The 20,509-nt window shown below is 51.5% G+C and carries 6 protein-coding genes; 3 read left to right on the forward strand and 3 right to left on the reverse strand.

Features of this window, described 5'->3' with window-relative positions:
• The first annotated feature begins 1 nt into the window (after position 1).
• From GZZ87_RS08375 to GZZ87_RS08385, 3 genes are read left to right on the forward strand one after another with little or no spacing between them, the layout of a single operon-like run.
• Positions 2-2,629 carry a Calx-beta domain-containing protein gene (locus GZZ87_RS08375; RefSeq protein WP_162027552.1) on the forward strand — a complete coding sequence of 876 codons (2,628 nt, stop codon included), beginning with the start codon at positions 2-4 and terminating at the stop codon, positions 2,627-2,629.
• Positions 2,622-3,545 carry a peptidyl-prolyl cis-trans isomerase gene (locus tag GZZ87_RS08380; protein ID WP_162027551.1) on the forward strand — a complete coding sequence of 308 codons (924 nt, stop codon included), beginning with the start codon at positions 2,622-2,624 and terminating at the stop codon, positions 3,543-3,545. The genes GZZ87_RS08375 and GZZ87_RS08380 overlap by 8 nt, the downstream gene beginning before the upstream one ends.
• A gap of 54 nt (positions 3,546-3,599) precedes the next feature.
• On the forward strand, positions 3,600-17,642 hold the full coding sequence (locus GZZ87_RS08385; protein WP_162027550.1) for an Ig-like domain-containing protein: 14,043 nt from the start codon (positions 3,600-3,602) through the stop codon (positions 17,640-17,642).
• Positions 17,643-17,698: 56 nt separating this feature from the next.
• Here GZZ87_RS08385 and GZZ87_RS08390 read toward each other — a convergent pair whose 3' ends face one another.
• From GZZ87_RS08390 to GZZ87_RS08400, 3 genes are all read right to left on the reverse strand, one after another.
• Complete coding sequence (locus GZZ87_RS08390) at positions 17,699-18,988, reverse strand: MFS transporter (protein WP_162027549.1); 1,290 nt, start codon at positions 18,986-18,988, stop codon at positions 17,699-17,701.
• A gap of 97 nt (positions 18,989-19,085) precedes the next feature.
• Positions 19,086-19,982 (reverse strand): 3-methyladenine DNA glycosylase, encoded by an 897-nt coding sequence (locus GZZ87_RS08395; protein WP_162027548.1) that lies wholly within the window; start codon positions 19,980-19,982, stop codon positions 19,086-19,088.
• A gap of 5 nt (positions 19,983-19,987) precedes the next feature.
• Positions 19,988-20,380, reverse strand: coding sequence for a DUF983 domain-containing protein (locus tag GZZ87_RS08400; protein ID WP_162027547.1), 393 nt, complete (start codon positions 20,378-20,380; stop codon positions 19,988-19,990).
• Between the last annotated feature and the right edge of the window lie 129 nt (positions 20,381-20,509).

The raw sequence follows: 20,509 nt of genomic DNA on the forward strand, positions 1-20,509 counted from the left end.
CATGAATCACTTACAAAGACTGTTCGGTATTTTTATCGCCCTGGGTATGCTTGTCATCTCCGGCAATTCCCTGCATGCCGATGCTGAGGCCGAGGTGATTGTCGAGCCTCCAACAATTTTGTTCGGTAAGATCTACAATCGCGCCGCCAATAGCGAGGTGCTTAACCAAGGAGAGCTCACCGCCCAGATCCAGATCGAAGGTGGGACATCTGTGTCCATGGCCACCGATCTGTCCGACTATTCCAACGGAGAGTATTCCTATGTGCTGGAGATACCACATCAGGCTTTGAGTCTAGGCTTGGCTGACAATGCTCAATACCTGTCGCTTCACGCCTCTTCGAGCACGCTGACGCTCCAAGCGCTGGCAGTGGATGGCTACACTGCATCCGTGGTGACTCCAGCCCGGTCCACCATTGAATTGTCACAAGAAGATCGTGGTCGGGTGCTTCGCTTGGATTTAGAGGTTTCTTTGCCCGAACAAGATTTCGATGACGATGGTATTCCTGACTGGTGGGAGGATGTGCACGGCCTCGATAAACAGTTTGCCGGTGATGCGACTGGTGATGGTGATGACGACGGCTTGAATAATCTAGCTGAGTATCTTCGAGGAACCGATCCGAATCGTAGCGATTTAAAGCCTTCGATTCTTACCAGTGAACTCGTGGCTTATGCAAGTGGCACTTCAATCATGCTCCTGCAAAGCGCGGATGTTGATACGGAACCAGAGAACCTGACCTATCAGTTTACCTCGATGCCAGCATCGGGTATACTTGCTCGGTGGGATCCGACTAGTCGTATCTTGACTGCACTCGAGGCGGGCGCGCAGATGACTCAGGCTCAAATCAGTCAAGGCCAACTTCGTTTTAAGCTTGAAGACGCGGCTGAGAATCCTGTGGAACGCTTTTCGATCGCATTGAGTGATGGAAGCGCGGCCTATGCCGCAACCACTGCGGAGATTGCGATCTACATCACTGAGCCGGTTGATCCTGAGGCTAGTTTGAAGCCACTCGAATCGATCCGTGCGGATCTCTCAGCGGATGTCGCGGCTGGCGTGATGGCCCTCGATCTCGGACGTTCGACGACTGCTTCGAGTTTAGACCTGAGTGCTGAGACTGACTCGATCGTTCCTGAGGGCGAAGTAATCGGCGCGCCGTTTGCCTTCGTTCTTATTAGCGGCTCACCTGCGGCAGACCTCACCGGTAGTCCGTTGAGCGACTTTATTGTGGCGAGTCAGTCCGCTTCTGGTTCGTATTCGGGCGGAGCAGGTAGTGACACCTTTTATTTCCTTGCGGCGAAAGAACAGCAGACTGTAGAGGATTTCTCGATCGCTGAAGGTGATGTTCTGGATTTTTCCGGTCTACTAGTAGAGCCATCTAGTCAATTGTTTGATTACCTAACTGTCACGCTCGTCGGCGACGATACGCAGCTCAATGTATATGCAGGGGGAACCCAAGCTGGGCTGCCTGATTTGACTATCAATCTCCCGAACCAACATCTTGCGCAGAGCGATCTAGTTGAGCTTTATTACAATGGTCAATTAGCGTCTGGTGATGTGGCCCTCGACCCGCGCATTTCAATCGCAGCGGTTAAGAATGCTGAGGAGAAAAATGAATCCTCTGGTTCCTTCGTGTTAACCCGTGAAGGTGATTTGTCTTCCGAATTAACTACGAATATCACGCTATCTGGAACGGCATCAAACGGCAGTGACTTCCGCACGATTCTGCCCACTGTCATATTTGGCGCAAATGAGTCGGAAGCGACTCTCTCAGTCAGCCCATTTGCTGATGGCATTACTGAACCGACTGAAAAGCTGATTGTCACTCTGACACCGAACGCTGGCTACACACTTGGCGAAGCTTCGAGTGCGGAGATTGAAATCCGTGATCAATTACCAGAGCTGTATTTTGAAGTCTTGGCTTCTAAGGCCGTTGCAGATCCAATCCAACCCGGCTTGCTTTTGTTACACCGGACTTCATCGCTCGGCGCTTCACTGTTTGTTCCTTTAGAGATCACCGGCAGCGCGAGCAATGGTGTAGACTACACTTATGTGAGCCCGTTTATTGAATTCTCTCCTGGCGTATCCGTTAAGCCGATACAGTTTATTCCATCGGCGCATCTCGCGGCGCTTCCTGATAGTTTCGTGAAGACGATTCGCGTCGCCGTCAAAGAAGGTGCCACTTATGATGTGGTCGGAGACAGCGAGAAGCTGTATCTAATCAAGGAGCAAATGACCTTTGCCGAATGGACAATTTCGAGGCAGAGCGGTGAGGCTGTTGCGGCAGCATTTGTCGCATCTCCGAGTGCACCGACGGATGGGGATGCCACACTGCTCCATTACGCGCTTGCAGGTGATATGAATACTGAGCCGAAGTCTGAGGACTTGGCAGCCAATCTCACTCTGCTTGGCGATTACGTTGAGATAAGCTATCGCCGTAATCTGCTAGCTTCTGATGTTGTCGCTACTGTTGAGTATATGCTTCCCGGAGGCGACTGGGTGGATGCAGGTTCTAAGTTCGTGCTTTCTGACGAAGATGGCTCGGATCCTAGCGTCATGGTCTATCGCTCTTCTATGAAATATACTGAGCAAGACGTTATGCTCGTCCGAATCCGTGTTGATATCAATGAGTAAAATTATCTCTAAGACGGGCGTGAGGATCGTCCTATGCATCTTGACCATCGGATTCTCAGGGTGCTCACAGTCACCACAATCGGAGTCTGCGCAAGATTCAACCGTGCAGGTTTATGCGGTTGTTGGTAGCCGAACGATTACCGAGGCCGATCTTGAACGTGAGTATGCGCGTAAAAAATTACTTGGGTTGCCCAAACTTACAGAAGAGGAAACCCTTGAGGAGTTGATCGAGCGTGCCGCACTGGTGGAGTATGCACGAGACTTGGGTCTCGCAGATGATCCAGTGGTGGCACATCGTATGGACAGCTTGCTAATTCATGCGTTGCGACAACAGTCGCAAGGCAGAGATCCTGCTCTAGAGCAAGTCAGCGAGGAAGCCGTGACTGCTGCATATCGCGAGCGTTTGGACGATTTTACGATTCCTGGAGCGACACGTCTGGCGGTTCTTTTTATCGAAGTGAGTAACAAGCTGTCGTCCTCCCAACAAACCGAGGCGGAGGAGCGGTTGCGCGAAGCAGTATCGCTCTTTGAGTCGCAAGGCTTATCCGGAAATCAAGGATTTGGCCGAATCGCCAGTGAATATTCTGACGAGCAATTGAGCCGCTATCGAGGGGGCGATGTGGGTTGGATTCCTGATACTATGACGAATCACCGTATCCCGAGTGCCGTCTTGGAGGCTGGTCGTGGGCTCGATGTGGGTGTCACCAGTGACGTGATTACTCTCGGGGATGGTTGCTGGATCGTTATGAAAACGGGGGCGCGTCCAGCGACAGTCCGCCCGCTTGAGGCGGTGAATGATTTAATCCGCAACGAACTAATTGCACGTAAGCAGGCGGAGAGAGTAAACGCTCACCTCGCCGATGCGCTGAGTGCAGTCACGATCCAACGTCTTACTACCCGCTCAGACGACAGTTAACCTGCAGCTCTTTCCTTTTATCATTTCGTAAAATAACGCGAATCTAATTTACCTATGAAACTAACGTTCAATTCTTTCCGTTGGCTCCTGCTCTCTCTTGCTCTCACACAAATTGCTAGTGCGGCGGCACCGGTGCTTACGGGGTTCAACAACCTAAGCGGGACAGAAGATTCTGATGTTACGTTTTCCTTCACCTTGGTCGATGGTGCAGCCACTATCTCGAATCTGCCAGCCGGCGACCCCACGGGGTATGACCGCATCAGCGTCCTTAATGGTAGCCTAGATCTCAATAGTGAAGGGCAGACGCTGACTTCAGGCGAGTCGTGGATATGGACGCCGCCTGCAAATGTAACTGGGGTCGTCGAGGCGGTCAGTCTTCAAGCGACGAACGGTGACGGAGATTCGGTCACTCGAACGCTTTCCGTTAACCTATCTGATGTCAATGACGCGCCGACATTCACAGCCGGTAGCGCTGTTACTGTTCTCGAAGACTCAGGGGCATACAGTGCCACATGGGCGACTAATATTTCTTCTGGGGCGAATACTGCCAATCCGGATGTCGGTCAGAACGTAAGCTTCACGATTACTAATATCAGTAATTCGAGTGCGTTCTCCTCCGTTCCGGCGATCAGCCCGACCGGCACGCTCACGTTCACTCCGGCAGCTGATGTTAACACTAGTTCTGCGATCACTATGACGGTGACCCTTAATGATGGTGTCACGGCGAGCGCATCATTGCCGACCGCGACGCTGAGAATCAACATCACACCGGTGAATGACACCCCTTCGTTTACAAAGGGTTCGACTGTCACCGTTAACGAAGATACCGCATATACGAGTCCTTCACCGTGGGCCACCGCGATTTCGGCGGGCCCCGCTGATGAAAGTGGACAGGCGCTTTCCTTTGCTGTCTCGGTGCCGGTCGCGGATCAGTCTTCTTTTTCCGTCCAGCCCGCAATCAGCTCCAGCGGTATCCTTACTTTTACACCATCGCAGGATTTCAATACCGGCTCTCCGAGTGACCCGATTTTATTGACGGTTAGTCTTTCTGATAATGGCTCGCCCGTCAAAACGTCTTCCCCGCAAATGGTAAGTGTCAATATTACTCCAGTGAATGACGCCCCTGTCTTTGGTGGCACTATACCGACGAACAAGGCCTTGACGAATGTGTCGATTGATATCGGAAATAGCCCTGTTGTTACGGTGTCGCCGACCACGGACTTGACGCTCTTTTCGGGCCTGACCCCAAATGACGTCGATGGTGATAATATCACGATCACAGTTTCTGTTCCGACTTCTGCGGACAACCTGATCGATGTATTCACTCCAGATGATACGAGTAATCCGGCGACTGGAAGTGTTAGCAGTGGGAACCGAGTCTTTTCTAAATCAGGGACGATTGCCGCAGTTCGAACATGGTTTAAGGGCGTTAAGTTTAAGCGTGATCCACTCGTTACGGATCGAACATCGGCAGATATTTCGGTGACGACCTCCATTACCGATGGTAACATTCCATCACCCGTTACACAGAGTGAATCGTTTCGTCTCAATTTCGAGCCCCCTGTCGATATCACAGTGATCCCTGGCACAGTGGTCGAGGGGGATTCAATCCGCCCATTTAGCGGACTTCAAGTTGCAGGTCGTGCTGCCGCGACACAGACTGAGCTGACACTTAGTCTGGCAGACGATACCTATGCTTCGCTTAACGGCACGAATTCGGTGGTGCTGAGTGGCACTTTGACGCAGATCAATTCGGCGCTCAGCAATGTCGAGTTTTCTGGTAAGAATGTGACCTCAACCCAAAGTGTTAGTGTAACCGTTGCAGTGACCGGCGTAGATACGATCACGAAAACGATCACTGTTACAGCGATCAACTTTCCGCCGACAATCACAAGTGTGCCTACGGTGGCGGAACGAGTGAACGACGACAGCACGGTTAAACCATTGGCACCGGTTTCGGTTCAGGATCCTGAGGACGATACGGTGACCTTAACGCTCCGACTCCTCGGTAACACACTGGGTTCCTTCGGTCTCGAGGCGGGCGCATCGGGAACCATCACTACGGTTTCGTCGGTTGGTAGTATCACGACTTACAGCATTAATGCTGCTGACAAAGGGTTCCTCGTGTTTACGCCGACTCCGGATGTGATTCCCTTGGGGCAGTCTCAGACCGTTCAGTTCGAATTTTTTGGCACCGACCCCAGTGGTAACACGACGACCACTTTCACGATAGATATTTTGATTACTGCGGTTGCAGGTGCTCCTTCGATCACCTCTACAGATCCGGCGTTCGGCTCATCCGAGCCACTGAAAATCGACCCAGTTGACCCGAAGCCATTCGCTAGTGTGAGTATTATCGATGAGCCTGGTAACATTGAGGTGACGATCACATTGGATGATGAGGATAAAGGAGTGCTGACTACCCTCGGAGGTTTTACAGACAACGGCGGTGGCGTCTATTCGTTTACCGGAACTCTTGCGAATGCGAATGCGGCGCTTCTGGCGATGGTTTTTGAGCCGAGCTCGTCCAGTGGTCTCTTCGCTCCGAACGAACCAGGGCGCACTGACTTTACGATCGAAGTGCTCGATGAGTCCAGCAACCGCGACACTGAGGTGATCCCGATTGTTTTGATCGGACCACCGAAGAACTTCCTTGTCGTAAACAGTTTTGATGTGGCGGGGGCACCTATATTAGGATCGCTTCGCTACGCAGTTGAGAATGCGGCGTCCGGAGATACGATCACGATCGCTTTAGAGACCTACCCGGCGACGATTTTTTTGAATCGCTCTCTCACTATCAATGAGAATGTCTCCATTCGTGGACCAGGCGCGGATCTATTTATCATCTCGGGAGACAAGGATCGCAACGGTATCGTCGGTGCCGGTGATATTCAGATTTTCAGAGTATTTGCAGACCTTAAGCTGCAAGGGCTGACGCTCTCTGGTGGTTATGCAAGTGAGTTTGGAGGTGCGATTAGCATCGCTCGACAGCAGCCATCGTTTCCTGCTGTTAATGTTGAGATCAGAGACTGTGTGATTCGCGACAGCGTCGCGGCTCGCTTCGGTGGTGCGATTGATAACTTTAACTGTTCACTCCTGATCGACCGCTGTTCGTTTGTCGGTAACTCGACGACCTCGAATGGACAGGGTGGAGGCGCGATCTCACTCTACACGAACGAAGACTGCGTCATCACGAACACGACCTTCGCTCAGAATGTTCAGGCAGGTGCTCAAGGATTCGGGGGCGCAGCCCTTTATGTCGAAAATACAGTTCCTCTAAATCTGTTTCGCGTTGAGATTCAGCATTGCACATTCTCGGAGAATACTGACGCAGCAGCAGCTGCGACGTCATTGTGCGCAGTTACCGGTAATACTTTGGCATTGGTTGGTAATAGCATTTTTGCGGACGGCGCGGGGCACAATCTGTTGATCGATGGCGGCGCGGAAATTGTATCCGAAGGTGGAAATATTTCGGACGACGATACGACGACACTACTCGTGCGTAGTGGTAGTTCCCAGCAGATCAAGCTTCTATCAAAAGACAGCGATATCACTAGCACAGATCCTGGGTTGGGTTTGCTGACTCAATACACTGGCGGCCTCTATGCATACCCCTTGATCGGCGGTGGCGCGGCTGCTAATCTGGATGCGCATGAGTCCAATGAAGCGCTTGATATTCGCCGTGTGCTCCGACTTGCAAGTGCCAACGTGGGTGCGCTCCAGCAGGATGGAACTCTCGGTCGCATCATGATCAATGAAATTTTACCTGATCCAGGCACTACATTAGGCAAACTAAAGGATTTCATTGAGCTCTATGTGCCCCGTGATGCGGGTGCTGTTAATTTGGATGGATACAGCCTGGTCGTAGACGGCACTTTACTCTTTGAGTTCAGCAGTGTGAGCATCAATCCAGGGCTTGGTCATATCGTCAAACGAGGCACGACGATTGCCAGTGTGCCGACCACCGAAGAGAGCGGTCTCGACCTATTGAAATTTGGCACAGTTGAGCTTCACGACGAAACTGGAAATACCGTAATCAGCGAAAGCTATGTTGCGGATTTCTGGGACCCTAGTGCTGTGGCTACACCACTGATTCTCGCTGCAGGTGAGTCTATCACGCTAGCCCCTCAATTCTTTGGTCATGCCTACGTCCCGCATGCGCTCGTGAAGACCGCCGGATACCGTGATGGTGTAGATATGAACAAGACCGGTGGTAGCGTTTCATCCGAATACAAAGACTCTGATGGTAGCCCCATTGATGGCAGCAATGGAGCGCCAATCGGCAACCCAGACGAGTATAGCTTGTTCGAGGGCCAAGTGATCTTGCTTGATGTTCTAGCCAATGATTTTGATCCGGATGGTGATCTGCTTACGGTAACAGATGCTAACATTACAAACAATGGAACCGGTCTCACTATGACTTCAGTAGGCACTGGCATCGAACTCACGGTTGGCTCTTCGTTTGACTCGATGTCAGTTGGGTCTAAACGTGATCTGGTATTTACCTATAAGCCGCAGGATGATTACTCTCCGGTTAATCTTTCACTGAATCCCGCGACTGTGAGTATCTCCGTGATTGGTCGTAATGATTCTCCAGTCGCAGTTTTAGATACTTACACCACTGGCGAGAGCCAGTATCTGGAGATGTATGCTGACGGAGCCGAAAGTCTACTGATCAATGACACCGATGCAGACACCGATGACAATTCGTCGACGTTGAATGTTGCTGGCGTTGTGACTCCGATCCCCATTGATTCCTACTCTGCCAACGGGACTTCTGGAAACGTGGATGCAAATATTACCGGTCACGGTCTAAATGCGGGCGATGTTATTAAGATCTATGACCTGGGCTCACAATACTCTGGTCTGCAGACTGTGGTAAGCGTCATCAATGCGAATACGGTCGAGCTAGATGTCACATACGATTCCAACGCGGTGCCCGATGATCACTGGCACCTCGTTCAGAGAGCGGCATCTGTTTCAGCTTACAGTGAATCGGTCTCTGGGTTGCTTCGTGCTACCTTGCCGAGTCATGGTCTCAGCACGGGTGACTTTATCACGATCACGGGTGCTAGCACGAATTCATACGATGGATCGCATGCGGTGACTGTCGTCGATGCCAACACGGTTGATCTAAACGTCGACTATGTTGATGCGAGTGGAAGCCTTGGCCAATGGACCTTAGACGGGGCCTTCGACCGGTCTGTTATTACCGACTCTACGATGAGCGCTTACGGTGCGGAAGTTAAGTTCTTCTTACGTCAAATTCGTGCTGAAACATTCGTTGGTTATGATCCTGACGCATCGCCGATCTTGAATGCTCTGGCGCTTACGGAGTCAGTCACTGATCGTTTCTTCTATGCCATTGAAGATAGCCATGGGGGCGTTTCCGTGTCTGAGGTCCGAATCACTGTAAATGGCGAGAATGATGATCCAATCTTAAAGGACGATCCCGGTGAGCTCGAGAGCCTGAAGTCTTTTTCTGTAGTAACAGACTACCGCGATTCAGCTGGCGAAGCGGTGGCAACCTTGGCTGCGCACGGACTTGAGAGTGGAGATGCGATCATCATTCAGGGCTATCTTGGGGACGCTTCATATAACGCTATGCATACTGTGACTGTTATTGATCAGAATACAGTGAACCTTAATATCCCGTTTGTTGACGCTCTGCTGCCTGCGGGTGAATGGCGCCCTGTCGATCAGGTGAAGGACTTTCTCGCAGATGCCCGCGTCGTTTATGCTGTGGTGGGATCGGTTCCAAACACAGTCAATACCCGTATTGAGAATAGCGAAGGTGTGGGCCTTGTCATGATTGATACTCCCAGCACGACACAAGAACAGAGCATCACCATTAGTGGACTCGTTCTTCTGGAGAACGACAAAGATCCTGATACTTCGGACGAGCCAAGTATTGTGCCGACTTTACCGTCTGCGACTAGCCGACTCGGGGCGAGCCTGACACTTCAGGGGGCAAATATCACATACGATCCAAGTGATTCCTCTGTCTTACAAAACTTGCCACGCAGCGGTGCGATTGTTGACAGCTTTGAGGTAACCGTAACTGACGGCACTGTCTCGGCTAACACCACAGTTGCCGTCGTCGTCTTCGGAGATAACGATATGCCTGTAGCGAGTGACGAGAGCTACAGCTTTACGGAAAATGACCTTTCCAAGGTCAATGGCGGCATGCTCGGGGATGGCACGATCAGCATTGATGTGACGAACCAAGGGCTTGTGCGTAATGCCGCTGACGACGATCAGACTCAGTCTGGCTTGCTCTTTGCGGTTCCGTCTGCGTCTCAGACGCTTTCAGACAGCAGCACAGCAGCAATTGATTATGCGACGCGGACAGGAGAGATCACTGGTTTTGCCGCAGTCGCAGGACAAGGGGGACTCACTCAAGTGACTTCGCCGGGGCATGGTCTTTCCTCAGGTGATTCCGTCTTCATTCGCGCTGTTCCAGGCTTTTACGGCAACTTTATTGTGACGGTTGAAAACGATAATCAGTTTACAATCAATCAGGCACACGATGTTTCATACAACTCGCTCATCGGTCTGTGGTTTTACCATCAGGGGACTTTGTTCATTGATTCAGTGGTTGATTTCGACTCCCTTTCAGACGGGGAAACGCTCGAATACACTTACGACTATTCAACGACTGATGGTAGCTTGCTCTTTGCGACCAATGATCTGTTCTTAGTCAATACCGATAGCGGCACGCACACGCTGGATGTCTTAGCGAACGACTTGAACTTCAATGCACTGCAATCAGATTTCTTGATCATTGGAGTCGAACAGCCCAGTGAGAGTGGTATCGTCGACATTACTGAGGATGGGCTTGCGTTGGAGTATAGCCCTTCGGCTGGATTTGTCGGCACCGAGGTAATCGTCTACACGATACAGGATAGCTACGGAAATATTGACCGTGCAAATGCCTTAGTCCGTGTGACGACTGAGGCTATCAATGGTCGCATTTTTGCCAAGTCGGATGTCTTCTCCGTTTCCAAGGGTGCGATTAGTGCGGTCGAACTAGACGTGCTTGCCAACGATGTAGTCCTTCCCTCGAACGCTGCGGACGAGGGGCTACAGATTACGAGTATTGATAATACTGGTGTCGACGGCGCGCTTTCATTTGATGGTAACGTGATCTTCTACGTTCCGAATTCGGTATCTACAAAGACAGCAGAGACCTTTAGCTACACGGTCAGTGGAGGCGGATCTGTTTCCGAAGAGGTTGGTGTCACGCTCAATATCGTGGATAATACGTTGTCGCTCATCGGGGATGTTTTCCATATCCCGACTGATTCTGGCCCTGTATCGCTGGATGTTCTGTCAAATGATGTAATCCTGCCTGATAGTGCCGATGCGCTGACGATCCAAATTCTGGATGATGATTCGACTAAAGGCACCGCTGAGATTCTCCCAGGCGGTGGTGCGATACAATACACTCCAAAAGCCGGGTTCATTGGTCGAGACACACTGACATATAACGTCATTGATGCAAATGGTGCGACTGGCATCTCAGAAGTGACGATCAATGTTGGCTATCTGGTATCCAATCCCGATTTCTATAGTCTTCCAGCTAATAAGACGGTCGTATTCGATGTCCTTGCTAATGATGTGCTCATTCCTGGAGACGCGACGGGTCTGACACTCAATGGAGTGCGTGCGGCCGATTCGCCCGCTGGTTCTTTTGTTTCCACCATGACCTTCGGGACCGCCCCCGAGACACTGGACGTTGAGGTCACCTCGGAGCATAAGCTCGAAGTCACGAGCACAGCTTCATGGAGTGGTGAGCTTTCATTCGAATATAAAGTTCAAGCTGGGCTCGAGTCTTTCACCGAGCTCGTAACCATCAGCGCGACATCTGCGCCGATTCGTGCGAGTGGCGATCTCTTTGAGGTGCTTGCTGGAAGCACGGAGGTATCGCTTGATGTCGTTGATAACGATTACGCCGTTGACGAAGTCGCTGTCGGGACTCCAGCCAAAGTGCCGACGATTATTTCTGTGACGAGTCCAGACCGTGGCGGCAGCGCAACCATTGATTCGTCGAATAATGTGATTCTTTACACGCCGAGTGTCGGCTTCACTGGAGTCGAGACCTTCGATTACACGATATCTAACGGTGTCTCTATCAATGTGGCGCGAAGCACTGTTAGCGTTTCCGAAGGAAAGCTATTTGCGAACAATGATGGCTATCAGATTTTCTTCGGTAGCGTCGATAATGAGCTTCGAGTGCTCTCTAATGATCTGCTGCTGCCGAATAATAATGGTGCCTTGGAGATCGTCAGTATCGACACCATGCCTGCGGCAAACGGCACCGTGGCTCTAAGTCCAGATGGCGCTTCCATTGTTTACAATCCTCCGTCAACACTTCCAAGCTCAGCGGTTACTTTTGGTTACGAGATCAGCGATGGTTCCTCTCGCCGTGCGCGGGCCACAGTGACCTTGAATGTCAGCAATCGTTCGAACACCTTGAGTTCGGAGACCAATAACGACTACTTCCGCGTTTCTAGAAACGCGTCGTCGATCCTCCTTCCGATCCTCTCGAACGACAACGTTAAGCCGGCTTCTGCAGGAGGCTGGGTCATCACCTCAATTGATAGTCAGGGCACCAGTGTCGTGAGTGCTGAAGGTGGGCAGGCGGTCGTGACGGCTGACGGCATTATATACACGGCACCAATTGATTTTTCCGGAACCGAGAGCTTTACCTATACTGTTTCAGACTCACTTGGTGGCACCGGAGATGGAATGGTCACCGTGCGTGTGGGTGATCTGCGGCTAGTTGATGATATCTTTACTCTGAGCAATGAGGCCGTGCCAGTCTCACTGGATGTCCTCGCCAATGACGGAATCTTTAAGAATAGCGCTGTCGCGGATGCGTTCATCGAATCAATTAACGCAGCATCGGTCAGTTCAGGAACTGGTCTAGTCTCAATTGGTCCTGATGATGACACCTTGACTTACACTCCGGACGGTTCGAGCACAGGACAAGTGATATTGACCTACACGGTTGATGACGCTACCGGAAATGAAGAGACGGCAAATGTTGTCATCAACCTAGTTGATAGCGTTAGTGATCGTGATGAGGCGACACTGACGATCACAATCACTGGTGTGAACGATGCACCTGTGCTAGGCGGCACAGAAGACGATGAGATTACTGATAAGGAATCTACCTTCCCGTTCGATACAGTCACACTTAGTGATGTAGATGAAGATGGTAACCAGCAGCAGACGGTTACGATCTCATTTGATGCAAGTCATGGAGAACTCTACTCGAGTGATATTCTCTTGGTGACACCAGGCGGGGTTTATCAAATTATGGGCACACCTTCTCAGGTGGTTGCAGCGCTTCGTTTGATCGAGTTCAGACCATTCGAGAATTTGATTCCACTCTTGAACCCAGGTTACTTTGACTCGGTGTTCACGTTGTCAATTGATGATGGTGATCTAGTGACGCCAATCGTAGACCTTACGACGATTCGTGTGTTTGCTGTGAATGATGCACCAAATACATCTCCGGATGTCAGTTCAGATGTGGCGAACGATGCATATGGAACGTTCGAAAATCAAGCGATCCGCTTGCTCGTCGATGAAACCTTGTATGCACAACCATTGTTCAATTTCGGTGATTTAGCGCCAAAATGGCAGGAGTTTGATGCGATGGGCGAACCTGTGACATTGCTTCCTGTTCTACGGACTCCGCATTTGCTCGATAACGATTTCGATGTGGATGTCGATAATGACACGGATCCGTTAGATGGTGGTCTCGTTGATAGTGTTCCTACACTTGAGATTATCAATATCCACGAGACTGCGACACGAGTTGACCAAATCACGGCAATCAGTGCGCTGGGTGCAACGGTTAAGTTAGATATCCGTGCAGTCCGTGCAGAGAGTAGCATCGTTTATGATCCACGTTCTTCTGCGATACTGGATGCATTGAGTGCCGGTGAGACGATTGTGGATACGTTCTACTACACTGTAGTCGATCAACATGATGCAGAAGATCAGGTTCTAGTCTCGATCACTGTGACAGGTGTGAATGATGTGCCGACAGCAAATAACGATGGCGGCTATGAGACGGGCGAAGATAATTCGATCCCATTGCTTTCTGTCGATATCTTGTTGAACGATACGGACCCAGACCAAGATACTTCCAATCCGGATGATGCTCCAATCATCGTGGACGACTTCCCGAAGACCAGTAACCTTGGTGCGAATCTGACATTCGATGGCACCGCGATTACATACGATCCAACAGGTGTGTCTGTCTTTGAGTCGCTTGCGCGTAATGAGTTTATCGATGATTTCATTACCTATACGATTAGCGATGAGAATGGTGGCACCTCGCAAGCAACGATCTCACTCGAGGTCGAAGGCTTTAATGATCGACCAATCGCAAGCGATGACCTCCTCGAGATCCTCGAAAACGATACTCAGAGTCGCGTCCGTGGAACTGGCCTGATTTCCAACGATATCGAAATCGATATCGATGGTTCAGTTCCAGATGATGATCATTGGATCATTCCTCAGCGTGAAGTGACGACACTACTTGGTGCTGCGCTCGACATTGAGACTGACGGTAGCTATTCTTACGATGCGAATTCTCGTTTGATCGATAGCCTGATCGAAGACGAGCTAGCCGTGGAAATCTTCCCATACATCGTGATTGATAACTTCCGCACGTCGTCTGCGCCGGATACTTATAAGGTGATTACTGATAGCACAGATGTGGTGCTGCCTGTGCTCTCGAATGATGATGTGGCAGGTAGCGTTCCAGTTGCAGTGGGTGGTTATACTGCTGACTCTGGGGACACTGATCGTGTGATTATTGAAAGCGCGAATCATGAGTTGCGTGATGGCTTGCTCGTTAAGATTCAATCTTACGTTGGGAGCGCGACTTACAATGGAGTCTTCCCGATCACTGTGATTGACCGTGACCACTTCAGTATCCCGACTGCTTATGTGGATGATCCTGCTGCCACACGCGGCACATGGCGCCCTTGGTTTAATATCACTGCAGTGGATGTGACCGACCAAGAGGGGGTCGTGACGATTAGCTCGGATGCTCAGAGCATTCTCTATACTCCAAAGGCTGGTTTCTATGGCACTGAGACGTTTGAATACACAATCGAAGATGGTGTGGGTGGTCAGGATGTAACGCTAGTCACACTCACCGTCTTGCAACATGCGCTCAACACCGTGCTCTCTGCGAGTGATGATCGCTTCCAGATCGGCTCAGGAGAGTCGGCCGTCGAGATCGATGTGTTGGCGAACGATAACACCTTGCCGCTTGTTGGCTCTGCGTTGACTGTCACGAGTGTGGTGACTCCTGGTTCGGCGGGTGGTGCGCTATCCATTATTAATGGTGGTAAGTCACTTCGCTATTCACCAGCAAGCCCAAGCTTCGCTGGCACGGAAATATTCACTTACACCGTTTCCGGTGGTGGCAGCACAGAGGCGCAGGCTTCGATTACGATCGATGTGCTGGATCGTGTCGACTACCTGGATGGTTCAGATGATGCGTTCTTTGTTGTGCAAGACTCGAGTAACAACTTACTCGATGTCGCGGCGAATGATGCCAGCCTGCCAAGCTTCCCCGTCAGCTTTGAGGTGGACTCAGTTACAACTCCGAGTGCGGGTGGTTCTGCTTCAGTCATTGCTGGTAAGGTCAGCTACAGCCCAGCAGCAAGCTACGTTGGCACAGAGACGTTCGATTACACGATACGTGACGCGAGCGGTGGTTACACCGTAAAGACTGTCACGGTTGAAGTTGTTCCGACTGGATCTGATTTCTATGCACTCAATGATCATTACATCGTCTTGCTCGGTTCTGTTGAACACAGCTTGCCGGTCTTGAGTAATGATGGTGCGACTGGTAGTAACAGTGCGAATTTGAGCATTGAGAATCTCGGTTTGGATTTAGAAGCGCCAGGAAATGTGGATCGTGTCAGCTTCACTGATACCACTGTCCTATATACTCCGCCGACCAGCCTAGGCACTGAGATCTTCAATTATGAGATCACCGACGGCACGGATCAGCGTCGTGAGGCGACCATCACAATCGTGGTCGTAGATGCATTGCCGACGCAGCCAAACGCACTGGACGACAATTTCCATGTCGAAAAGAATGCGCCTGCTGTTTCGCTCGATGTGCTGCTGAACGACATCCCGCTTCCAGATGCTGCATGGCAATGGTCGATTGATGCCGTCACCACGCCGAGCCAAGGTGGAGTCGCGGTGAACGATGCGGGCACTGCGATCACTTACACGCCTGCTGAGGGGTTCTATGGTGTTGATAGCTTCGACTATACGATCAGTGATAGCTTCGGTGAGACATCGACAGCTACGGTTACGGTCGCAGTCGGCAATCAACTGACTGAGGCAGATGTGTATGTTGTGCTTGAAAATAGCACTGCCAATGACTTCCCAGTCTTGGTGAATGATGACATCCTCGCTCGTTTCCCCGCCGATTACACAATCGATGCGGTGAGCGTTCCAGATCAAGGTGGTGCCGTCGTGATCGATGGTGATGGACCAAACAATCAATTGCTCTACGCGCCATTGGCCGACTTCGTCGGTGTGGAAACTTTCACTTATACCGTGATTGATGATACCGGTGCGACTCTGACCGAGACCGTTACCGTAGAAGTGATCGCAGCAGATAGCGACCGCGGCTTCTCCGATTTCCGAGTCGAGATTACAGGTATCAACGATACGCCGCAACTGAGCGGTGTTGCCGATGGTGCTACAACCGATAAGTTGTCGGTCCAGCCGTTCCCGAATCTTTCGATTACTGACCTCGATGAGTGGGCCGGGAATCCTGCGAAGTGGGATGGTGAGCAGCTCCAAAATATCACTGTCGAGTATAATGAAGCATACGGAACTTTGTTCACTCCGGGCATGACTCGCACGAGTGTGGGTGTCTACCAGATGACTGGCACTCCGGCTGATGTCACAGCCGCACTGAATGCGATTGTCTTTACGCCATACGAGAACTTCATCGATTACATGGAATACCGTGCAGATAACAGCCTCGGTGATCTAGACTTCGACCTCGTGATTGACGATGGTTACACGAATGGTCGCGTCGATCACACGACGGTCGTGAATATTGAACCGATCAATGATGCTCCCACAGTGAGTGACTATTCCGATTGGGTGCTTCCGGTGAATTCGCCGACACGTGCACGTCAACTCGCTCCGTATTTTGCGGATGTGGATGACGATATTCCAACTGGTGAAATCATTTGGACTGTCACCAGCAACAATCAGTCGTTGTTTACTTCCATCACGGTGGATGCTACCCAGCAGCTGTTGGTCGTCGATTTCGCTACGGATCAATTCGGTGTGGCCGATATCACAGTGAGGGGAACAGACCGAGGTCTCCTTTATGTTGAGACAACCTTCAATGTTATTATTCAAGGGCCACATAATGTCAATGCGGCTGCTAGTGGGTCGGCGGCATTCGTGAGTAGCGGAGGATTCCTTGATTTACACCGCTATCGTCATTCTTTCCGCGTGACGAATAATGGACCATTGCCTGCCGATGCGTTTATCGTCGACTTGGCGAACCTGAGTTCACCTCAAGGTATCCAGTTGAAGAGCGCTCAGCGTAGCACAAACGAGAAGGGAACGCCGAATAACTATTCAGATGATTCGGTAACGACCACAAGCATTCAGACTATTAAGACATCTAGTGCCCCGAGATATTCGGTGAAGTTTAATGTGCCGCTGCTTGCCGGGGAATCGGTTGTAGTGCATTTCAACTATGAAGTCGGTGTCAGTGCGACGATTCGTCCTGCGGTTACTATTCGCTGGGCAACTGCTTCCGCCTCGCAAACCGGGGTCATGACAACTTCACACGATCCCGAGACGGGTGAGATCGAACTGACCTTTATCACTGAGGCTGGGCGTTTGTATGAATTACATTATACCTCAGATTTCATCACGTGGAATGTGTGGGCCGAGGCGATACCGGTCAGTCAATTCGATGCCGTTATTACGGTTACCGATGACGGACTGAATACTGAGACGCATCCAGCCGATGAGGGTGCGCGCTTCTACCGCTTAGTGGATATTACACCGTAGAGCAGCTCTACGAGCTTTTATACAAAGGAGCGAGCTGTGATGGCTCGCTCCTTTTTTTAAGCAGATTTAGTGCGTGGGAAGGGGGCTTTGAGGGCAACGAAGAGTGAGGGGATTGTCGCAACGCAGACGAGAATAAAGAAATAGCGGTAGCCCATCATATCGGCGAGGTGACCGCTGATCATTTGTGTTGGCACTAGCACGAGATTCATCAGTGCAGTGCAATAGGCGTAGTGTGTCATGTGATAGCGACCAGGGGAAATTTGCTGCATCATGTAGAGCATGTTCGCGACGAAGCCGAAGCTATAGCCGAACTTTTCGATCGTCACGAGTGTGGCAATCGTCGTGAGCGAAAGTGGTGCTTCAGGTGTTACCATCCAGCTCAGATACACATAGCAGAGGTTGGGCACATTCAGGCAGAGCGCCATAAAGAAGAGGCTACGCTTAAGCCCGAAGCGGGAAATGAATGCGCCGCCGATCATGCCTCCTGCGAGGCTGACGATCGTGCTGACAGTGCCATCGATCATGCTCTTTTGCATGAGGCTGAGACCCAGTCCGCCTTCTTCCAGAGAGGACTGCATGAAGAGCGGCGCTTCCAGTAATAATAAACCTTCAGCACTGCGGAAGAGGAAGACGAAGAGGAGCATGCCCCAGATGTGTTCTTTTTTAAAGAAGGCTGCCAAGGTATCGAGAAACCCTCGTAAGACTGCGCTGGGGCTCTCGACTTTCGTCGCTGGCGAACCAGTAGGAAGTGCTAGTCTGTGCCAGGCGGCGAGTGCGATGAATGTCGCACCGCCAAAGAACCATGCGATGGACCATGCCGAGGCTGCGGTGTGTGCATCGCCTTCCTTTAGGCTTCCGGCGATCCATACGACTACGGCAGTCGAGAAAATGCGGCCGACATTCCAACCGACGCCTTGTAGGCCGATGTATTTGGCCTGATCTGATTTCTCCAGTGTGGTGATATAGATGCCATCGACGCAGATGTCTTGCGTGGCGGAGGCGAAGGCCATCATCCACAGCACCGCGATGGTGATTTGAAAGTAGTTGTCAAAGGGCAGTGCCAGCGCAACTCCAGCACAGAGCGCAGCCATGAGCACTTCCATCAGCAGCACGAAGAATCGTTTGCTGCGGAACATATCGAGAAACGCTGCCCACAGTGGCTTGAGCGACCACGCGATGCCGACGCTGGCAGTGGCGAGGGTGATCTGCCCGTCGCTGTGCCCCATATCTTTAAACATCGTGCCCGCTACCCAGATCACGAGGGCGAAGGGGATGCCTTCGGCAAAATAAGAGGAGCTGACCCACCCGAGCGGGTGCTTGAGGAGTTTTGGGGGCAGACGGAGCATGGCTGTGTCTGAGTTCAACACGATACTCGCTCGCGACCAAGTTCACATAGCTCTGAGTTTTTACTCGAAGTGGGTTCGTATGTGCACTGATGGCGGATTACTCTGGAGCTAATTCGAGGAGCGCTTCCAATGTGGCGATCAGGCGTGCTCGTAGTGGCTTACCTGCTTCAGTGAGCGCGCGTTGTTCGCGTTGGTATTCTTCGCGGCCTGACTCGGTTTCGATATAGATGGCTTCGAATCCGAGTGCGCTGCAATCGTAGGGGCTGGCGCGCATATCGATCTCGCGGCAACGGATCGCGTATTGAAAGGTGTCCCACAGTAGATTTGATCCGACCCAAGGCATCGCTTTGGCGGTCCACTTATACAGATCCATATTGGTGTGTAGGCAACCCGGTTGTTCGTTCTGCATGCGCTCGTCCTGCGTGGGGTTGAGCTTGTTGAAGGGCTTCGCTGTCTCAGTGAAGAAGCGGAACGCATCGAAATGGCTACAGCAGGTCGGTTGGCGCTCAACGATGGTGTCGATCTCTGCTTGAGAGAGGCGCATGGGCAGCTTCCCTTCGTGACGCGGGCGACCTTCGGGGCCGCCTTGATAGACCATTGCCCATTCGTGCATGCCGTAGCAGCTGAACTGCGCGGGCTTGCGTTGAATCGATCGGCAGAGGTCGAGTTGCCACTGCAGGCGCTTGCGCGCTTTCGCGTCGAGTTTCGAGGGGTCAAGGGAGAGTGTGTTGCCCATGCGGGTGTAGTATTTCTCGCTGTATCCTTCGATGTCTTCGGGCGCTTCAAATGTAACGCCGAGCCCTGGGTGCCAGCCTTCTAGGAGTGCGGGTGCGAAGCGAAAATAGATAAAAATGAAATCATAGCTCGGGTGCATTGTGCCTGACGCACGGCGCGAGCGGTAGGGGAGCGTCCATTGCTGCGCTTTCTTTAAGTGAGCCTGTGCGGTGGGCTGCCATGTGGCATAGGGCAGTGCAGGTTGTTCGGTTTCTGGCATCGGAGCTAGTTCGATTCGTCGGTTGGCTGGCTGTTGGCTGGCAGTTCGTGCGGGAACATGGTGTAGTAGCTCATGATGACCCAGCTGAGCATCAACGGGTAGAGTAGGGTCGTCAGGAGCACCGAGCCGACGATACCGATGATCACGCCTGTCCACATCGCGATGATGTCTTGCACGACTAAGATGCAGATTGGGATGATCACGACGATGATCGCTAGCACATAGCCGATCGATGTGGTGCCGAAGTAAAACCCAGAGTCTTCTTTCTCGAGTGGCATCTCACAATCCGAGCAGTGCTTGTTGAGCCGAAACCAGTGCTTAAACATGCCGAAGGCACCGCAATTTGGGCAACGCCCCGTCAGGCTGCGTGTGATGATTTCTCCTCGTTCAACTTTCATACGTAGAGGCAGACGCAATAGGAATCGAGCGGGGCTGACAAGCGTGCATCCTAGAGAACCTGGCCAGCTTTTACGCGATTCATGGCTCGTCATTTGCCTCGGAGTGCGCAGAGTGCCTCTTATTCATGG

This window comes from Lentimonas sp. CC4, assembly GCF_902728235.1.
Taxonomy (GTDB): domain Bacteria; phylum Verrucomicrobiota; class Verrucomicrobiia; order Opitutales; family Coraliomargaritaceae; genus Lentimonas.

What these genes read in the sequence shown, in the direction of transcription:
- GZZ87_RS08375 (WP_162027552.1), top strand. Translation starts at nt 2, where the DNA reads ATGAATCACTTACAAAGACTGTTCGGTATTTTTATCGCCCTGGGTATG.
- GZZ87_RS08380 (WP_162027551.1), top strand. Translation starts at nt 2,622, where the DNA reads ATGAGTAAAATTATCTCTAAGACGGGCGTGAGGATCGTCCTATGCATC.
- GZZ87_RS08385 (WP_162027550.1), top strand. Translation starts at nt 3,600, where the DNA reads ATGAAACTAACGTTCAATTCTTTCCGTTGGCTCCTGCTCTCTCTTGCT.
- GZZ87_RS08390 (WP_162027549.1), bottom strand. Translation starts at nt 18,988, where the DNA reads ATGCTCCGTCTGCCCCCAAAACTCCTCAAGCACCCGCTCGGGTGGGTC.
- GZZ87_RS08395 (WP_162027548.1), bottom strand. Translation starts at nt 19,982, where the DNA reads ATGCCAGAAACCGAACAACCTGCACTGCCCTATGCCACATGGCAGCCC.
- GZZ87_RS08400 (WP_162027547.1), bottom strand. Translation starts at nt 20,380, where the DNA reads ATGAAAGTTGAACGAGGAGAAATCATCACACGCAGCCTGACGGGGCGT.